Origin of the sequence: Streptomyces sp. NPDC058051 (genome assembly GCF_042885475.1) — a bacterium.
Lineage (GTDB): Bacteria > Actinomycetota > Actinomycetes > Streptomycetales > Streptomycetaceae > Streptomyces.
On sequence record NZ_JBHVRW010000012.1, the window covers coordinates 99,635 to 114,948 of the forward strand.

The 15,314-nt window shown below is 69.7% G+C and carries 14 protein-coding genes; 7 read left to right on the forward strand and 7 right to left on the reverse strand.

The window, feature by feature from the left end; all coding sequences use genetic code 11:
* Window positions 1–285 carry a hypothetical protein gene (locus ACFVUT_RS20365; protein WP_389651325.1) on the reverse strand — a complete coding sequence of 95 codons (285 nt, stop codon included), beginning with the start codon at window positions 283–285 and terminating at the stop codon, window positions 1–3.
* A gap of 108 nt (window positions 286–393) precedes the next feature.
* Here ACFVUT_RS20365 and ACFVUT_RS20370 point away from each other — a divergent pair, with 108 nt between their 5' ends.
* The 4 genes from ACFVUT_RS20370 to ACFVUT_RS20385 all read left to right on the forward strand — a co-directional run bounded on the left by ACFVUT_RS20370 (window position 394) and on the right by ACFVUT_RS20385 (window position 4,767).
* A complete protein-coding gene (locus ACFVUT_RS20370) occupies window positions 394–891 on the forward strand; it encodes a hypothetical protein (RefSeq protein WP_389651328.1) in 498 nt (165 codons plus the stop codon).
* 256 nt (window positions 892–1,147) lie between these two features.
* Window positions 1,148–2,401, forward strand: a complete 1,254-nt coding sequence (locus ACFVUT_RS20375; protein ID WP_389651331.1) for an Ig-like domain-containing protein — start codon at window positions 1,148–1,150, stop codon at window positions 2,399–2,401.
* A gap of 161 nt (window positions 2,402–2,562) precedes the next feature.
* Window positions 2,563–4,038, forward strand: coding sequence for an ABC transporter permease (locus ACFVUT_RS20380; protein ID WP_389651334.1), 1,476 nt, complete (start codon window positions 2,563–2,565; stop codon window positions 4,036–4,038).
* Window positions 4,039–4,083: 45 nt separating this feature from the next.
* Window positions 4,084–4,767, forward strand: a complete 684-nt coding sequence (locus tag ACFVUT_RS20385; protein WP_389651337.1) for an ABC transporter ATP-binding protein — start codon at window positions 4,084–4,086, stop codon at window positions 4,765–4,767.
* 31 nt (window positions 4,768–4,798) lie between these two features.
* Here the strand turns inward: ACFVUT_RS20385 and ACFVUT_RS20390 are convergent, their stop codons facing one another.
* The gene (locus tag ACFVUT_RS20390; protein WP_389651340.1) at window positions 4,799–5,254 is read right to left on the reverse strand and encodes an RDD family protein; all 456 of its coding nucleotides are present in this window, start codon (window positions 5,252–5,254) and stop codon (window positions 4,799–4,801) included.
* 238 nt (window positions 5,255–5,492) lie between these two features.
* Here ACFVUT_RS20390 and ACFVUT_RS20395 point away from each other — a divergent pair, with 238 nt between their 5' ends.
* Both ACFVUT_RS20395 and gdhA read left to right on the forward strand, forming a co-directional pair.
* Window positions 5,493–6,005: a hypothetical protein gene (locus tag ACFVUT_RS20395; RefSeq protein ID WP_389651343.1), complete on the forward strand. Its 513-nt coding sequence runs from the start codon at window positions 5,493–5,495 to the stop codon at window positions 6,003–6,005.
* 332 nt (window positions 6,006–6,337) lie between these two features.
* Entirely contained in the window at window positions 6,338–7,675 is a 1,338-nt protein-coding gene (gdhA, locus tag ACFVUT_RS20400; RefSeq protein WP_389651346.1) for an NADP-specific glutamate dehydrogenase, read from the forward strand.
* Between the two features lie 160 nt (window positions 7,676–7,835).
* On the opposite strand, the gene ACFVUT_RS20405 is transcribed toward gdhA, so the two are convergent.
* Entirely contained in the window at window positions 7,836–8,795 is a 960-nt protein-coding gene (locus ACFVUT_RS20405) for a TrmB family transcriptional regulator (protein WP_389651349.1), read from the reverse strand.
* Between the two features lie 141 nt (window positions 8,796–8,936).
* Here ACFVUT_RS20405 and ACFVUT_RS20410 point away from each other — a divergent pair, with 141 nt between their 5' ends.
* Window positions 8,937–12,686, forward strand: a complete 3,750-nt coding sequence (locus ACFVUT_RS20410; RefSeq protein ID WP_389651352.1) for a S8 family serine peptidase — start codon at window positions 8,937–8,939, stop codon at window positions 12,684–12,686.
* 501 nt (window positions 12,687–13,187) lie between these two features.
* Here ACFVUT_RS20410 and ACFVUT_RS20415 read toward each other — a convergent pair.
* From ACFVUT_RS20415 to ACFVUT_RS20430, 4 genes are all read right to left on the reverse strand, one after another.
* Entirely contained in the window at window positions 13,188–13,664 is a 477-nt protein-coding gene (locus ACFVUT_RS20415) for a hypothetical protein (protein WP_389651355.1), read from the reverse strand.
* Window positions 13,665–13,744: 80 nt separating this feature from the next.
* On the reverse strand, window positions 13,745–13,969 hold the full coding sequence (locus tag ACFVUT_RS20420; protein WP_389651358.1) for a DUF397 domain-containing protein: 225 nt from the start codon (window positions 13,967–13,969) through the stop codon (window positions 13,745–13,747).
* A 262-nt stretch (window positions 13,970–14,231) separates the two neighbouring features.
* Window positions 14,232–14,435, reverse strand: a complete 204-nt coding sequence (locus ACFVUT_RS20425) for a hypothetical protein (RefSeq protein WP_389651360.1) — start codon at window positions 14,433–14,435, stop codon at window positions 14,232–14,234.
* Window positions 14,436–14,494: 59 nt separating this feature from the next.
* Window positions 14,495–15,301 (reverse strand): helix-turn-helix domain-containing protein, encoded by an 807-nt coding sequence (locus tag ACFVUT_RS20430; RefSeq protein ID WP_389651689.1) that lies wholly within the window; start codon window positions 15,299–15,301, stop codon window positions 14,495–14,497.
* Window positions 15,302–15,314: the final 13 nt, after the last annotated feature.

Below are 15,314 nucleotides of genomic sequence, written 5' to 3' on the forward strand. Positions count from 1 at the left end.
TCAGACGGACGGGGCTCCGGCGCGGCGTGCCGAGTGGGTGACGAACGCGGCGCCGATGCCCAGGAACGCCGTGCCGCCGATCAGATACGGCGTGGTGTCGGTTCCGGCGCCGGTGTCCGCCAGCCGCGGGCCGCTCCCGGTGTCCGCCGCGGCGGCCTGCTGGTTCCGGGTGCCGGTGGCGCCGGCCGGCTCGTCCGTCGCGTTGGCGGACGGGACGAACCAGAGGGCGGTCAGCACCGTGCCCGCGGCGGTGGCGGTCAGAAGCAGGCGGCGAGCAACGGCCACAGAAACGATCCCCCTTGTCACATACGTGAGTTAGGCCTGTACACCGATGCTAGTGAAAGCAGCGGGTCGTAGGAAAGTCGCGACGGTGTGGAGCTTACGCTCCGGCCCATGAGCACTTCTGAGACATCACGGTTTGTTCGGCTTCGGGTCGACATGCTGCTGGAGATCACGGACCTCGCCGTCCTCAGCGGCAGCGCGCTGGAGTCCATCGCCGCCGAGTACGGGGAGCCCGGCGGCGCGGCGGCCGAGGAACGCCTGCTGGCCGAGGCGGCGGTACGGGAGGACGGCGCGGAGGCCCTCGCCTCCCTGATCGATCCGTTCGACCTGGTCGGCGAGGTGCCGGGGGTCGAGCTCGCCCAGGCGTCCTGGACCAGCGAGATCGTCGAGCACGACCCGGACGCCACGGAGGACTGGGACCTCGATGACGACGGCGACGACGACGGTGACGACGACGAGGAAGAGGACGACGACGGTGACGACGACGAAGAGGGCGAGGGCGACCGGGGCGGAGCGGACGACGAAGGGGCGCACGGGGACGTCCCGCACAATGGAGGGAACGACGGCGGACACGACGCCGACGGCGACGGTGCCGGGCGGCGGGTCTAGCGGGCGGTGAGCCACGGTCCCGGCCGGTCCTCGGGCCGGGACGGGCCGCCCCACGCACCGGCCGCTTATACGCGACCGGAGCCGGGAACCACCACTGAGGGTGGTTGCGTCGATGAGTGTTGTTCCCCACATCTCCTTGGATGTGGAACGGAGGACCCTTTCCATGGGTTCTAGGAACATTGACGGGTTTCGCCGGTCAGTCGGTGCGGCTCTGCTCGGGGTTTTTGGGGATTAGGCAACGATGGAGAAGCGTGTGATGACGGACAGCAAGCGGCGCAAGGGCCTGATGGCCGCGTCCGCCCTGCTCGGTGGTGTTCTGGTGCTCACCGCCTGCAACGACAGCGGCGCGAGCGGCAGCAGTGCCGAGAGCTCGAAGACGTCGCAGACGGCCGAGGTCGACAAGGCCGCCGCCCAGGACGCGTCGGAGGCGCAGATCACGATCGCGCCGAAGAACGGTGCGACCAACGCGAGCATCAACAACGACGCGAAGGTCAGCGTCGCCAAGGGCACGCTGTCCCAGGTCACCATGACCACGTCGGACGGAACAGCCGTCAAGGGCACGCTCGCCGCCGACGGCGCGAGCTGGAAGCCGGACGTCCAGCTGGAGCGCTCGACCACGTACAAGATCAACGCGACGGCCAAGGACTCCAAGGGCCGCGAGGCGCACGAGAACTCCTCGTTCACCACCGTCTCGCCCGCCAACAGCTTCATAGGCAACTTCACGCCCGAGGACGGCTCCACGGTCGGCGTCGGCATGCCGGTCTCGATCAACTTCAACAAGCCGATCACGGACCGGAAGGCCGTCCAGGACGGAATCACCGTGACGTCCAGCAGCGGCCAGGAAGTCGTCGGCCACTGGTTCAACGCGCAGCGTCTCGACCTGCGCCCCGAGCAGTACTGGCAGGGCGGCTCCACCGTCACGCTGAAGCTCGCGCTGGACGGCGTCGAGGGCGCGGACGGCGTCTACGGCGTGCAGCAGAAGACGGTCACCTTCAAGGTCGGCCGCAACCAGGTCTCGACGGTCGACGCCGGCACGAAGACGATGACCGTCACCCAGGACGGCAAGACGATCAAGACCATCCCGATCTCCGCCGGCTCCTCCGCCAACCCCACGTACAACGGGCAGATGGTGATCTCCGAGAAGTTCACGGAGACCCGGATGAACGGCGCGACGGTCGGCTTCACCGACGACGACGGCAAGGGTGAGTACGACATCAAGGACGTGCCGCACGCCATGCGGCTGTCCACCTCGGGCACCTTCGTCCACGGCAACTACTGGGGTGCGCGGTCGATCTTCGGCAGTGTCAACACCAGCCACGGCTGCGTCGGCCTCGCCGACGTGAAGGGCGCGAGCGACGCCAACCAGCCCGCCGCCTGGTTCTACAACCACTCGATGGTCGGCGACGTGGTCATCGTCAAGAACTCCCCGGACAAGACCATCACCCCCGACAACGGCCTCAACGGCTGGAACATGAACTGGGCGGAGTGGACCGCGGGCTCCGCGGCCTGACCCGCACACACCTCTCCTCCCGCAGCCCCGCACACCGAAGGCGGCGGCGCCCGGATCCTCCCGGATCCGCGGCGCCGCCGCCTTCGGTGTGCGTACAGGTTCTCATCCAGCTCTCATCCTGGCCTTAACTCACCATCACGACCCGTCCATAGCCTCACGCCATGTTCTTCACCTACCTCCGGCGCGAGCTGCGCCGCCGCAGAAAGGCGGCGCTGGTCGTCGCCTCGGGACTGGCCCTGGGCATCGCGCTGGTCATCATCGTCAGCTCGGTCTCCTCCGGCATGAGCAAGGCCCAGGACAAGGTCCTGGAATCGCTGTACGGCCTCGGCACGGACATGACGGTCACCAAGGCCGCGGCAGCCCCCGGTTCCGGCAGCAACGACCGCCCGAAGTTCGAGTTCGACGCCAAGGGCGACGACGACGACGCGACGCAGAGCAGCGACCGGGTCATGGTCCAGGGCTTCCAGACGCTGGCCTCCTCCACCGTCGCCACGATCGGCGACCAGAACGGGGTCGCGGACGTCGTCGGCGGACTCAGCCTGAACGTGATGAAGGTCGACGGCCAGTTCAAGCGCGGCGAGTTCAAGCAGGACGGCGGCACCAGCCAGGGCGGCCAGGGCGGTCAGGGCGGCCCGGGCGGCAGCGGTCAGCCGCAGGGTGAGGTCAGGGGCGGCGGAGCCTCCTTCGACGTCAACTCCTACACCGTGTACGGCACCGACGTCACCAAGCAGGCCCTCGGCCCGCTGACCTCGTCGAAGATCACCAAGGGCCGTACGTTCAAGACGTCCGAGACCGACGCGAAGGTCGCCGTCGTGGACTCCGCGTACGCCAAGGAGAAGGAGCTCGCGGTCGACAAGACCGTGACCATCAGCGGCACCAAGTTCACCATCATCGGCGTCTCGACCGCCGACAGCGGCGACGCGGCCGCCAACCTCTACATCCCGCTGAAGCAGGCCCAGACCCTCTCCGACTCGAAGGACAAGGTCACCACGGTCTATGTGAAGGCAGCGGACTCGCAGCAGATCGACCAGGTCAAGTCCACCATCCAGAAGAACGTCTCCGGCACGACCGTCACCACCTCCGCCGATCTCGCCGACACCGTCTCCGGCTCCCTCTCCACCGCCTCCGACCTGGCCTCCAGTGTCGGCAAGTGGCTGTCGATCGCCGTCCTGGTCGCCGCCTTCCTGGTGGCCGGCCTGCTCACCTCGTCGGCGGTCAGCCGCCGGGTCCGGGAGTTCGGCACCCTCAAGGCGCTCGGCTGGAAGAGCGGCCGGGTCACCCGCCAGGTCATCGGCGAAGCCCTCGTCAACGGACTGCTGGGCGGTGTGCTCGGCATCGCCGTCGGTCTCGCCGGCGCGTACATCGTGACCGCCATCAGCCCCACCCTCACCGCACAGCTCGGCTCCTCGGGCGGTGGCGGCGGCATGGGCGGCATGGGCGGCGGCCGGGGCATGGGCGGACCGGGCGGACAGAGCGCGTCCAAGTCGCTCGACATCGCGCTGACCGCACCCGTCTCGCTCTCCGTCATCCTGATCGCCGTCGGGCTGGCCGTGGCGGGCGGGCTGATCGCCGGCGCGTTCGGCGGCTGGCGGGCCTCGCGGCTGCGCCCCGCCGATGCGCTGAGCCGCGTCGAGTAGCCCCCCGGCGTCCCACCCCACCCCGTTCCAGCAGGAGTTCACCCCATGTACACACTCAGAGACGTCACCAAGCGCTATACGCGCGGCAAGTCCACCGTCCACGCGCTCGCGGGTGTCGATCTGACCGTCGAGGACGGCGGGCGACTGGTCATCCAGGGCCCCACCGGCGGCGGCAAGTCCACACTGCTGCAGATGCTCGGCGGTCTCGACCGCCCCACGAGCGGCAGCGTGGAACTCGACGGCGTCGACCTCGCCAAGCTCAGCGAGGCCAAGCTCACCAAGGTGCGCGCCCAGAACATCGGCTTCGTCTTCCAGAGCTTCAATCTCATCCCGACGCTCACCGCCCAGGAGAACGTCGAGACGGCGCTCGTACCGCTCGGCGGCAAGGCGTCCGAGCGGCGCAGGCGGGCCGCCGAGGCACTGGACTCCGTCGGACTCGGTGAACGGCTCGGACATCTCCCCAGCGAGATGTCCGGAGGCCAGCAGCAGCGCGTGGCGATCGCCCGGGCCCTCGTCAAGCAGCCGAAGGTGCTGCTCGCCGACGAACCCACCGGCAACCTCGACGAGTCGATGCGCGACGAGGTCATGGAGGTCCTGGAGACCATGTGGAAGGAGCACGGCCTGACCTTCATCATGGTCACGCACGACAGCTCCATCGCCCGGCGCGCGCCCCGGCTGGCGACGATCCGCAAGGGCAAGGTCACGATCACGGAGAACGCGGCGGCCTGAGGCCCGAGGGGGCCCGACAGCGCACTCGCTCTCAGCGCAGACCCTCCACGGCGTTCCGGTGGGCGACGAGGTCGGCCCGGTGGACCTGGCGCAGGCCCACCGGATCGTCGTTCCCACTGCTCCAGAAGGCGCTGAGGGCGAGGGCGCCGGGGCCCGTGAGGAACGAAAGCAGCGCGTACCAGGGCTGCAACGGCAGCCGGCACAGTCCGTACAGCCAGCGCCGCACCAGTTGCCAGGGCCCCGGGCGTCCGGCGTCGGGCAGTCTGATCACCCGAATTCCCATGATCAGCTTGCCCACGCCGGCCCCGGCGACCGCGGTGAGGAGCACCTGGTTGACGAACGAGAACGCGAGCGTGGGGCCGAGCAGCAGGCCGACGGTCTCCGGAACACCGGCCGTGTGCACATGCGGCCGGGCCAGCAGACCGCCGGTGACCAGGCAGGTGTAGCAGTCGAGGCCGACGGCGAGATAGCGGCGCACGTCGCCCACGCGCGGCGGGATACGGGGTGCGGCCCGCTGCCCGGGGACGGGCGGAGGAGCCGGATGGGCATACGGTCCCGAAGGGCGCGGTCGCCCTCCTGCGGACAGGGTGCGGTCGGCCGGCAGGGCCGGCTCGGTACGTCTGTGCCACCGCGACGTGGTCATGGCGAAATCATGTCTGATCGGCCGTCGTCATGGGCCGGGAACGAGCTCCTCCCGCCCCGTGCGCCCCATTAATCTCACTGGCATGACCGTCGCCCTCACCACAATGATCACCGCTGTCGTCGGGGTCCTCGGCACTCTCCTCGCCCCCGTGCTCGCGCAGCGGCTGACCGCGCGCCAGCGCACCGAAGAGGCCCGACTCGCGGAGCGGCAGCGGAGGTTCGAGGAGCGGCGGGCCCAGTACACGGCGATGAACCGGGCCTCCCGGCAGTTCCACACGCTCCTCAAGGACGCCCTGCACCGCATCCGCGACGGCGTCTACACGGAACAGGAACGAGCCCAGCTCGAAGAGGCCCGCCTCGACCACCGCGACCGTTACGCCGAGGCGCAGATGATCGTCCCCGAACGGATCCTGCAGGCATCCCGTGACCTCAACCGGGTCCTCGCCGCCGGTGACGCCGCCGTCAAACGTCTCGACCGCGGCCTCGCCCGTGACGGCGAAGATCCGGAACGGGCCCTGGAGGAGCTGAAAGAGGCCGAGCCCCGTCTCGGCACCATGCGGGAACTGATGCGCCACGACCTCGGCGTCACCGACTGAACCCTCCGCCGGCACCCTCCCCACCCCCGTGCTCGCGCAGCGGCCGACCGCGCGCCGGGTGGCGGATGCCGTCGATCGCGTCCGGACCCGGGCGTCGCCCGTCGGGTCCGGGACGCGGACACCGTGGACCGCGTCCGGGATGCGGATGCCGTGAACGGAGTTTCGAAGCCCCTGGGACAATCGAAATGCCACAACGGTTCTGTACGTCGCTTTCGTGAGCCGCCGAGCGTGCGATGTCTGGGCGACGCCCTCAATGGGGAGGGGGACCGCTGGTGCCCCCGGGACGGGGCACCGACGCGCGCGATTCCGACCCACGGAAGGTATGGGCCCACATGAGTGTCATCGAGCCGCTGTACGCGGAGATTCTCCGCCGCAACCAGGGCGAGAAGGAATTCCACCAGGCGGTACGAGAGGTTCTGGAGACCCTCGGCCCGGTCCTCGACCAGCGGCCGGAGTTCGTGGACGCCCGGATCATCGAGCGCGTCTGCGAGCCGGAGCGCCAGCTCATCTTCCGCGTGCCGTGGTCCGACGACTCCGGCGACATCCATGTGAACCGCGGTTTCCGGGTCGAGTTCAGCAGCTCGCTCGGACCGTACAAGGGCGGGCTGCGCTTCCACCCCTCGGTGAACCTCGGCATCGTGAAGTTCCTCGGCTTCGAGCAGATCTTCAAGAACGCGCTGACGGGCATGCCGATCGGTGGCGGCAAGGGCGGCGCGGACTTCGACCCGAAGGGCCGTTCCGACGCCGAGATCATGCGGTTCTGCCAGTCGTTCATGACCGAGCTCCACCGCCACCTCGGCGAATACACCGACGTTCCCGCAGGTGACATCGGTGTCGGCGGCCGCGAGATCGGCTACCTCTTCGGCCAGTACAAGCGGATCACCAACCGCTACGAGTCCGGGGTCCTCACCGGAAAGGGCCTGGGCTGGGGCGGTGCCCAGGCACGCACCGAGGCGACCGGGTACGGCTGTGTGCTCTTCACCGCCGAGATGCTCCGCAGCCGGGGCGAGACCCTCGACGGACAGCGCATCGCGGTCTCGGGCTCGGGCAATGTCGCGATCTACGCCATCGAGAAGGCCCAGCAGCTCGGCGCGACCGTGGTGACCTGCTCCGACTCCGACGGCTACGTCGTGGACGAGAAGGGCATCGACCTCGCCCTGCTCAAGGAGATCAAGGAAGCCGGCCGCGGCCGGGTCTCCGAGTACGCGCAGCGCCGCGGCGAACACGTCACGTTCGTCCCCGGTACCGGCCTCTGGAACGTCCCCTGCGATGTGGCCCTGCCCTGCGCCACGCAGAACGAACTGCACGAGGCCGACGCCCTGGCCCTCGTACGCAACGGTGTGAAGGCGGTCGCCGAGGGCGCCAACATGCCCACCACCCCGGAGGCCGTGCGCGTCTTCCAGGAGGCGGGCGTCGCCTTCGCCCCCGGCAAGGCGGCCAACGCGGGCGGCGTGGCCACCAGCGCCCTGGAGATGCAGCAGAACGCCTCGCGCGACTCCTGGACGTTCGCCCACACCGAGGAGCGGCTCGCGGAGATCATGCGGCACATCCACGACTCCTGCCACACCACCGCCGAACGCTACGGCAGCCCCGGCAACTACGTGGTCGGCGCCAACATCGCCGGCTTCGAACTGGTCGCGGACGCGATGCTCGCCCAGGGGCTCATCTGACCCTCCCGTGACGCAGCAGACCCACTGCGACGACCCGGCTCCGTCCTCTCGCCGGCAGAGGCCGGGGCCGGGTCGTTTCGTTCATGCCGCCGCGCCTCGCGACGGGCTGTGCCGCGCGATCCGCCGGCTCCCGTGCGGGCGGGGGCGTCCCGGGCCCGGATCAGACCCAGCCGCGGCGGCTGGCCTCGACGCCCGCGTGGAACCTCGACTTGGCGTGCAGGGCCGTCAGCACGTCCTGGACCCGGCGCCGGACGGTGCGTGTCGTCGTGTTCAACTGCCGGGCGACCGACTCGTCCTTGAGCCCGGCCGCCAGCAGCATGAGGACCTGGCGTGTCTGCACGTCGAGGGTGGTCGCGTCGGTGCCGAGCGGCACGGCACGGCTCCAGCACGCGTCGAAGAGCAGGAGGAGGCCGTCGAGCAGCGGTGAGGGACGCACCACGATCGCGGAGACGTTCTGCGGCTCCCGGTCCATCGTGACCAGGGCGATCCTCCGGTCGGCGATCACGCCCCGGAACGGGATGTCCGGGTGCAGGCGGGCCTCCAGGCCCTTCAGCGCCGCGAACTCGTCGGCCAACTCCCGCGGCAGATCGGTCGGATCGCTCAGGACCCGGAACCGGACGCCACGCCCCAGAAGCGATTCCTCGGTCGGAGCGGCGCCGGACGCGTAGGGGGCGTGGTCCAGCAGCGCGACCTCCTCGTGCGTGTCCCGGAGGATCTGGTGGTAGCGGGCCCCCACGTTCTCCCACCCGTGTACGTGCTCGATCGCGCGCTGGGCGGCGGAGTCGTCGTGCACCTGACGGAAGCGTTCCTGCAGTTCGGGAAGGACGAGACGGACGTCGTGCAGCGTGCGTTCACGTCTTCGGATCAGATCCCGTACGGCGTGGTCGGGTTCGGCGGCCGACCACTGGTCGATGCCCGACAGCGCCATGGCCTTGGCACGCAGGACGAGCCCGTGGTCACGCAGCCACGTCAACTGGGCGGCGGCCTCCCCGGCTTCGAGGCCGCACGCGGCGGCGGCCTCGGCGGTGGTCGCCGTCGCGCGGTCCAGGAGGAACAGGTAGACCGCGGCGGCGTTCTCCGGCATGCCGAGCCCCGCGGATATGGACTCCTCCGAGGTCATGACCCCTCCTCGATCGAGCTTCCTCTAACGGACCGTGTCCGGTAGGTGAACCTCGATCGCCTGTTCAGGAGGACGCCTGATCCGGAACTCTCATTGGTCATACCCGCCCCGGCACACGGGGCGTGCGTCGAGAGGAAGAATATGCCACCGCGTAGAAGGCGTCCGTGGGCCCACGCGACCCTCGCCGTCACGGCGATGGCGGCTGTGGCCGGCGTGATGACGCCGACCGCCTCAGCCGATGAGGCCGAGACGAGCAAGACGCCGCCGAAGCAAGCCCTCACGACTCACCGCGTCACGCTCGTCACGGGCGACGTGGTCACCGTGACGACCCGGTCCGGTGACGACCACCCCACGATCACCCTCGACCCGACCGGACCCTCGCGCGGTCTGGCGCAGATCTCCCGCACCGACGACGCCACGTACGTACTGCCGCTCGCCGCGAACGAGGCGGTGAGCAGCAACGCCGTCGACCTCGAACTCTTCGATGTCGACGGCCTCATCGCCGACGGCTACGACGACGCGTCGACCGGTTCGCTCCCCCTGCTGCTCGACAACCAGAAGGGCGGCAAGGAACCCGTCGCCCCGGCATCGGCCCGCGTCGACCACCGTCTCCGGAGCATCCATTCCCTCGGAACACACGTCCCGAAGGGGAAGGCCGCCGCGTTCTGGAAGGCGAGCGACACGGCCGGTGAGCGCACGTCCGCACGGATCGGCAAGATCTGGCTGGACGCCAAGGTCACCGTCCAACTGGCCGACTCCGTACCGCAGATCGGCGCGCCGGAGATGTGGAAGAGCGGCTACGACGGCAAGGGTGTCAAGGTCGCCGTCCTCGACACCGGGGTGGACACCACCCACCCCGATCTGCGCGGCCGGGTGTCCGCCGAGAAGAACTTCACCAGCGCGGCGGACGCGGGGGACCACTTCGGTCACGGCACGCACGTCGCCGCCACCATCGGCGGCAGCGGCGCGGGCAACGGGGCGAAGGGCGTCGCGCCGGGCGCCGACCTCATCAACGGCAAGGTGCTGGGCGACAGCGGCAGCGGAGCGCTCTCCGACATCATCAGCGGCATGGAGTGGGCCGCCTCCAGCGGCGCCGACGTCATCAGCATGAGCCTCGGCACCAGCCAGCCCGACGACGGCTCCGGGCCGCTCAGTGCCGCCGCCGACAGACTCACCGACCAGTACGGATCCCTCTTCGTCGTCGCGGCGGGCAACTCGGGGCCGAACACCATCGGTCAGCCGTCGTCGGCGACGCAGGCTCTCACGGTCGGCGCCGTGAGCAAGTCCGACGCCCTCGCCCCGTTCTCCAGCACCGGCCCGCGCATCGGCGACTTCGCCATCAAGCCGGAGGTCACCGCGCCCGGCGTCGACATCGTCGCGGCCCGGGCGTCCGGCACCACCATGGGCACCCCGGTCGACGACCTCTACACCACGGCCAGCGGCACCTCCATGGCGACCCCGCACGTCTCCGGCGCCGCCGCACTGCTCAAGCAGGCCCACCCCGACTGGACCTGGGACCGGCTCAAGTCCGCCCTCGTGACCTCGGCAGACAAGGGTGACTACCGGGCGGACCAGGGCGGCGCGGGCCGCGTGAACGTCCCGCGGGCCGCCACCCAGCAGGCCCACGCCACTCCCGCCGCGCTCAACCTGGGACCTGTGCGGTACGCCGAGGACGGCGCGTACACGCCGGTGAGCGGCGAGGTCACCCTGCACAACGACGCGTCGACCGAGCGGGTCTTCTCACTGACCGCCGGCGGCGCCAACTCCTCGGGCGCCGCGATGCCGACCGGGGCGCTCGCGCTCGACAAGGGCACCGTCACGGTTCCGGCGGGCGGCACGGCCACGGTCACGGTCACGGTGGACCCGAACGTGCTCGCACGGGAGGCGTCGTACAGCGGAATCGTCACCGCGGTGGCCGCGGACTCGTCCGCGTCCCTGCGGGTTCCGTTCTCCGTCCACATCGAGCCCCTGCTCCAGGAGCTCAAGGTGACCGGCATCGGGCGGGACGGCCGGAAGAGCGGCGGCGGCAGCATGGTGACGCTGTACAGCGACGCCTCCGGCCAGCCCTTCAGGATCTACCGCGCCGTCTTCCGCGACGGGGTGGCCACGGTGCGCGTCAAGCCGGGCGTCTACGCGGCCCAGGCGATGCTCCTGACTCCTGACGCCTCCGGCAACTGGGTCGAGAGCGTCGCGAACTCGTACCGGACGGAGATCGATCTGACGGAGAGCGACACCGCCTACACGCTCGACGCGCGGAAGGCGGAGGAGGTCGCCTTCGCCACCGGCCGCACGACCGAGTTCCTCGGGGGCGCGCTGTCGTACTACCGGATGACGAAGCCGGGCGCCTACAACGACACCACGCTGCTCATACCGGCCGACATCAAGCACGTCCACCTCTTCCCGTCGACCGCCCCGGCCACCGGGACACAGCAGATCACGGTCCACTCGACCCTCGTGGCCCCGCAGTTGACCGCCACGGTCCCGGGCGCCCGCGGCATCACCCTCAATCCCACCCAGCTCGACGGTGCCACGAAGCCGGAAGGCAGCAGGTCCCTGCGACTGGCGGACGTCGGGACGGGCACGGACGAGGAGTTCCGGCGCGCGGGCGTACGGGGCAAGCTCGTTCTCGCCACGGCCACCGGCGCCGTCCCGATCTCGCAGGTGATCGACACGGCCGCGGCCCGCGGCGCGGCGGCCGTGGCCATCAGCCACGACGGCCCCGGACGCATGGTGGCACCGGCCGGTTCGCAGGCCCTGCCCGCGTTCGCCCTGTACGGGGAGGACGGCACGGCCCTGTCCCGCCTGGCTGCTTCGCGTGAGGTCGTCGTCAAACTGACCGGTACGCCGTACAGTCCGTACGCCTACCAGCTGACCAAGACGTTCACCGACACGGTCCCCGAGGGCGCGCTGCGCGTCCCCGTCGACGCGTCCAACACGGTGCACGTCACGGCCCGCAACCACGCCCGGGGCACCACGACCGGGGTGAGCGTCCTGTGCAGTCGGCGCACCGAGAACTTCAACTGGATCCTGGGTACCGCCCCCACGCGCCTCGGGGCGGTCCAGGAGCAGTGGATGAGCGCCGATTCCCACCTTCAGCACATGAACGGGCTCGACCTCGGTGGCACGGGCCTCGTGATGTGGGACAAGGCCGCGCACGTCGATCAGCCGGGTGTCCACAAGACGGTGGACTGGCTCAAGGCGGTGAACAACGCGAAGTTCGACGCCGGCAACAGCTCGGCGCTCGCGCAGTACTACAGCACCTACACCGGCGAGTCGACGCTGTCCCTCTCGCCCACCCCGTTCCCGGACAACGACCCGACCCACTTCGCCCTCACCCCCATCGATGACACCTACTCGCTCACCGTCACGCGGGACGGTGAGCAGGTCGGACAGAGCAGCCTCTGGCTCGGCTCGTTCAAGATCCCCAATGAGAAGGCGTCCTACCGAGCGGTGCTGGAGGCATCCCGCGCCCTGCCCGAGTGGGAGTTCGCCACCCACACCACGACCACCTGGACGTTCGAGGCGGGCGGCAGCACCGCGTACAGCACCCCGATCTCGATGCCGCAGATCAGCTACGACGCGCACGCCGGTCTCGACAACCGTGTCGACGCCGGCCGCCCGCAGACCCTGACCGTGAACGCGCGGTCGTGGTTCGAGGACGGCGCCGACGTCACCGACGTCAAGACCTGGGCCTCCTACGACGACGGCAGGAGCTGGCACCCGCTGACGCTCAAGCCGACCGGCGAGACGGGCGACTACCGCGCCACGTTCACGGCGCCGAGGAGCGCTGCCTCCTCCGGCTACGTGAGCCTGCGCACCCAGGCGGTCGACGCCCAGGGCCACAAGGTCGACCAGACGGTCGACCGGGCCTTCGGAGTGACAAAGGGCTGACCGCCCGCAAGCCCGCACCGACCAGGCACCCTCGGGGGTGCAGGAGGGGGTGCGCGAGGGGGTGCGCGAGGGGGTGCGCGAGGGGGTGCGCGAGGGGCCCGATCCAGCCGGATCGGGCCCCTTCCGCATCGCTGGGAGCAGCGACCCGGCCGCACGCCCGGCGCACCGTTGCGTGAGGCCACGTGCCGGGCTGTCCGGTACCCGCGGCTTCTCCACGGCGTGACGGCGCGGCGCCCCGGCGCCGTGGCCGGAGGGGCGCGGGATGGGCCTACTCCGCCGCGCAGGAGGACGGGTTCACGTCCGTCGAGCGGGCCACCCCGCGCCAGCTCCAGGTTGATACGCGACAGGAGTCCCGGCGTACGGCCTCGGCCCCGCGACGCATGTACATCGTCGACAGAGAGACGAAGGTCTCGCCCGCCCGGCAGATTCTGCACGGGCCCGGAGAGCGTCCGGGATGGGCATGCAGACTCCCCAGGCCCCGGCACCAGTCGGGGGTCTCTGTCATGCACTGGCTTGCCGGACAGGGCAGGCCAGGTCAGGAGCAGCACGGTTTGGGGAGCACGTCACGAGGGCGACGGAGTGGAAGACAGTGCCACTCAAATAGTGGCCAAGGGATACGTCGCCTCCCCACGTCAGCCGCTCGACTGCGCCCTTCACGAGGAAAACCAGCCTGGCCGCTTCCCGGTCGCTTTCAGAGGCGAACCGGGGTGCAAACTCGGCGAGCTGGAGACCAAGCCACTCGCCGGCTTCCTTGGGTTCCTCCCATGTCCCTCGGATCGCCGAGGGCGGCTTCATGAGCCAGTGCGCCGTCTGGATCGGGGGTACGTCAGCAGTCGGGAACACCGCCACGGCTTCCCGATACCGGTCGATTACATCCTTCTCGCTGCTCACGGTTGGGGCCTGTCCGGCCGGTCTGCGGATGCTCTCCTTGTCGAACGTCTTCTTCTCCCCGAGCCATGCATAGCCGTGGTGGTGCACTATCGCTCCGTTCCCAGAGATGCCGACGGCCCCACCCGTCGGCGTGAGGGCAGGGCCGTCAGTTCAGGTGGTGCTGTGGATCAGGCGGAGAGGTCGAAGTGCGCGGGGTCGATACCCGCCGCGTCCAGCTCCGCCGTGGTGAAGCGCAGCGGCTCGGCGTCCGGGCGCTTGCTGTCGCCCATCGCCCACGCGTCCGGCCCGATCTTCGCGAGGGTCACGCACGCCTCGCCGTCCGGGTGGGTGTTGCCTCCGCACGCCTTGCTGAAGTGGGCTCCGGAGATGTCGAGTCCGTACAGGTCGGTCATCTGGTCCTCCTTGATTCAGATGGGACGGGCACCGCTGTCCCGTTCGTGGTGGGCCGTGTGGCTCTCAGCGCCTCTGCGATCTGTTCGACGTGAGCAGCAGGGATCGAGCCCAGGTGTACGAGCGGCCGGCCTCGGGGCGTCATCTGCGGGCGTATCACCGCGTAGGCGCTCTCCGGCAGGCTCAGGGACGCGAGCACCTCGCGAATGGACGCGGAGGCGTTCACGGCTGTTGTGCGTCCGTCTCTCTACGTCTGCATGTCCACTACTGCACCCCGGGGTGCTTCTTGGGGTGCGCGGCCAGCTCGACGTTGCAGTCCGAGACGGCGGACAGGTCCCCGGCGTCGTACGCCGCTGTGCGCTGCTTCGCGAGGGCAGCGCACACACCGCAGCCCGGCGCAGGCGCAGGGGATGTGCGGGGGAGGGACAGTTGAACCGGCGGGTCCATCGTGGTGCTGGGGCTGCTCACTGGGATTTCCTCCCTCGGGTGTTGACACCGCTGATGCTTCACCCGCTGAGCAGCTCGTTCTAGAACCTTTCCTGTTGGGGCAAGAATCCGTCTCGGATGCCCTCAACCAGGGCTCTCATGGCATTGCCGTAGACCGCCACTGCGGCGAACCGTTCGAAGGTGTCGAGGTAGAGCTGGACGTCCTTCGGGTCGCGGGTGGTGACCTCGGAGTGGAACGTTTCCACGATGACGAGTCGGTCGTCGTGGAGGCTGAAGCAGGTCATGGGAAAGTCGGGCATCCGGCGGTCGGACGGCACGACACCCAGAGAGACATGGGGCAGACGGGACACGGATACGAGCCGGTCGAGCTGGAGCGCCATGAGCACGGGCTCGCTGATGCGCCACCGGAGTACGTGCTCACAGATCAGGAAGCGGAAGGACCTGCCCGGTTCGTACAGGACGGATTGCCGTTGGAGGCGGGCAGCCACGGTCTTGGCCCTGGTCTCCTCCGGCAGGGCCGGAGGCAGGGAGAAGACGGCGGAGGCGTACTCGGGCGTCTGGAGGAGTCCGGGGACGAGCTGTCCCTGGAAGAGCCTGAGCGTGGTGGTGCCGGCCTCGATGGCCCGGATGGTCTTCTGGTGCTTCCACGGGCCTATGCGACGCAGCAAGCGCCATGCGGTGGCCTCGGTGGCTTCGGCGCGGGCGGCTGCCAGGAACTCTTCCTTGACCTCCTGACTCACGCCTATGGCGGTGAGGACCAGGTCCACGTCCTGGACAGTCGGTCGCACCTTGCCCGTCTCGATCTTCGAGAGTTTCCCGGCAGACATGGAAGCCCTGCGGGCCACCGTGTCACCCGTGAGTCCGGATGCATCGCGCAGCGCCCGCAGGGCCTTCCCGATC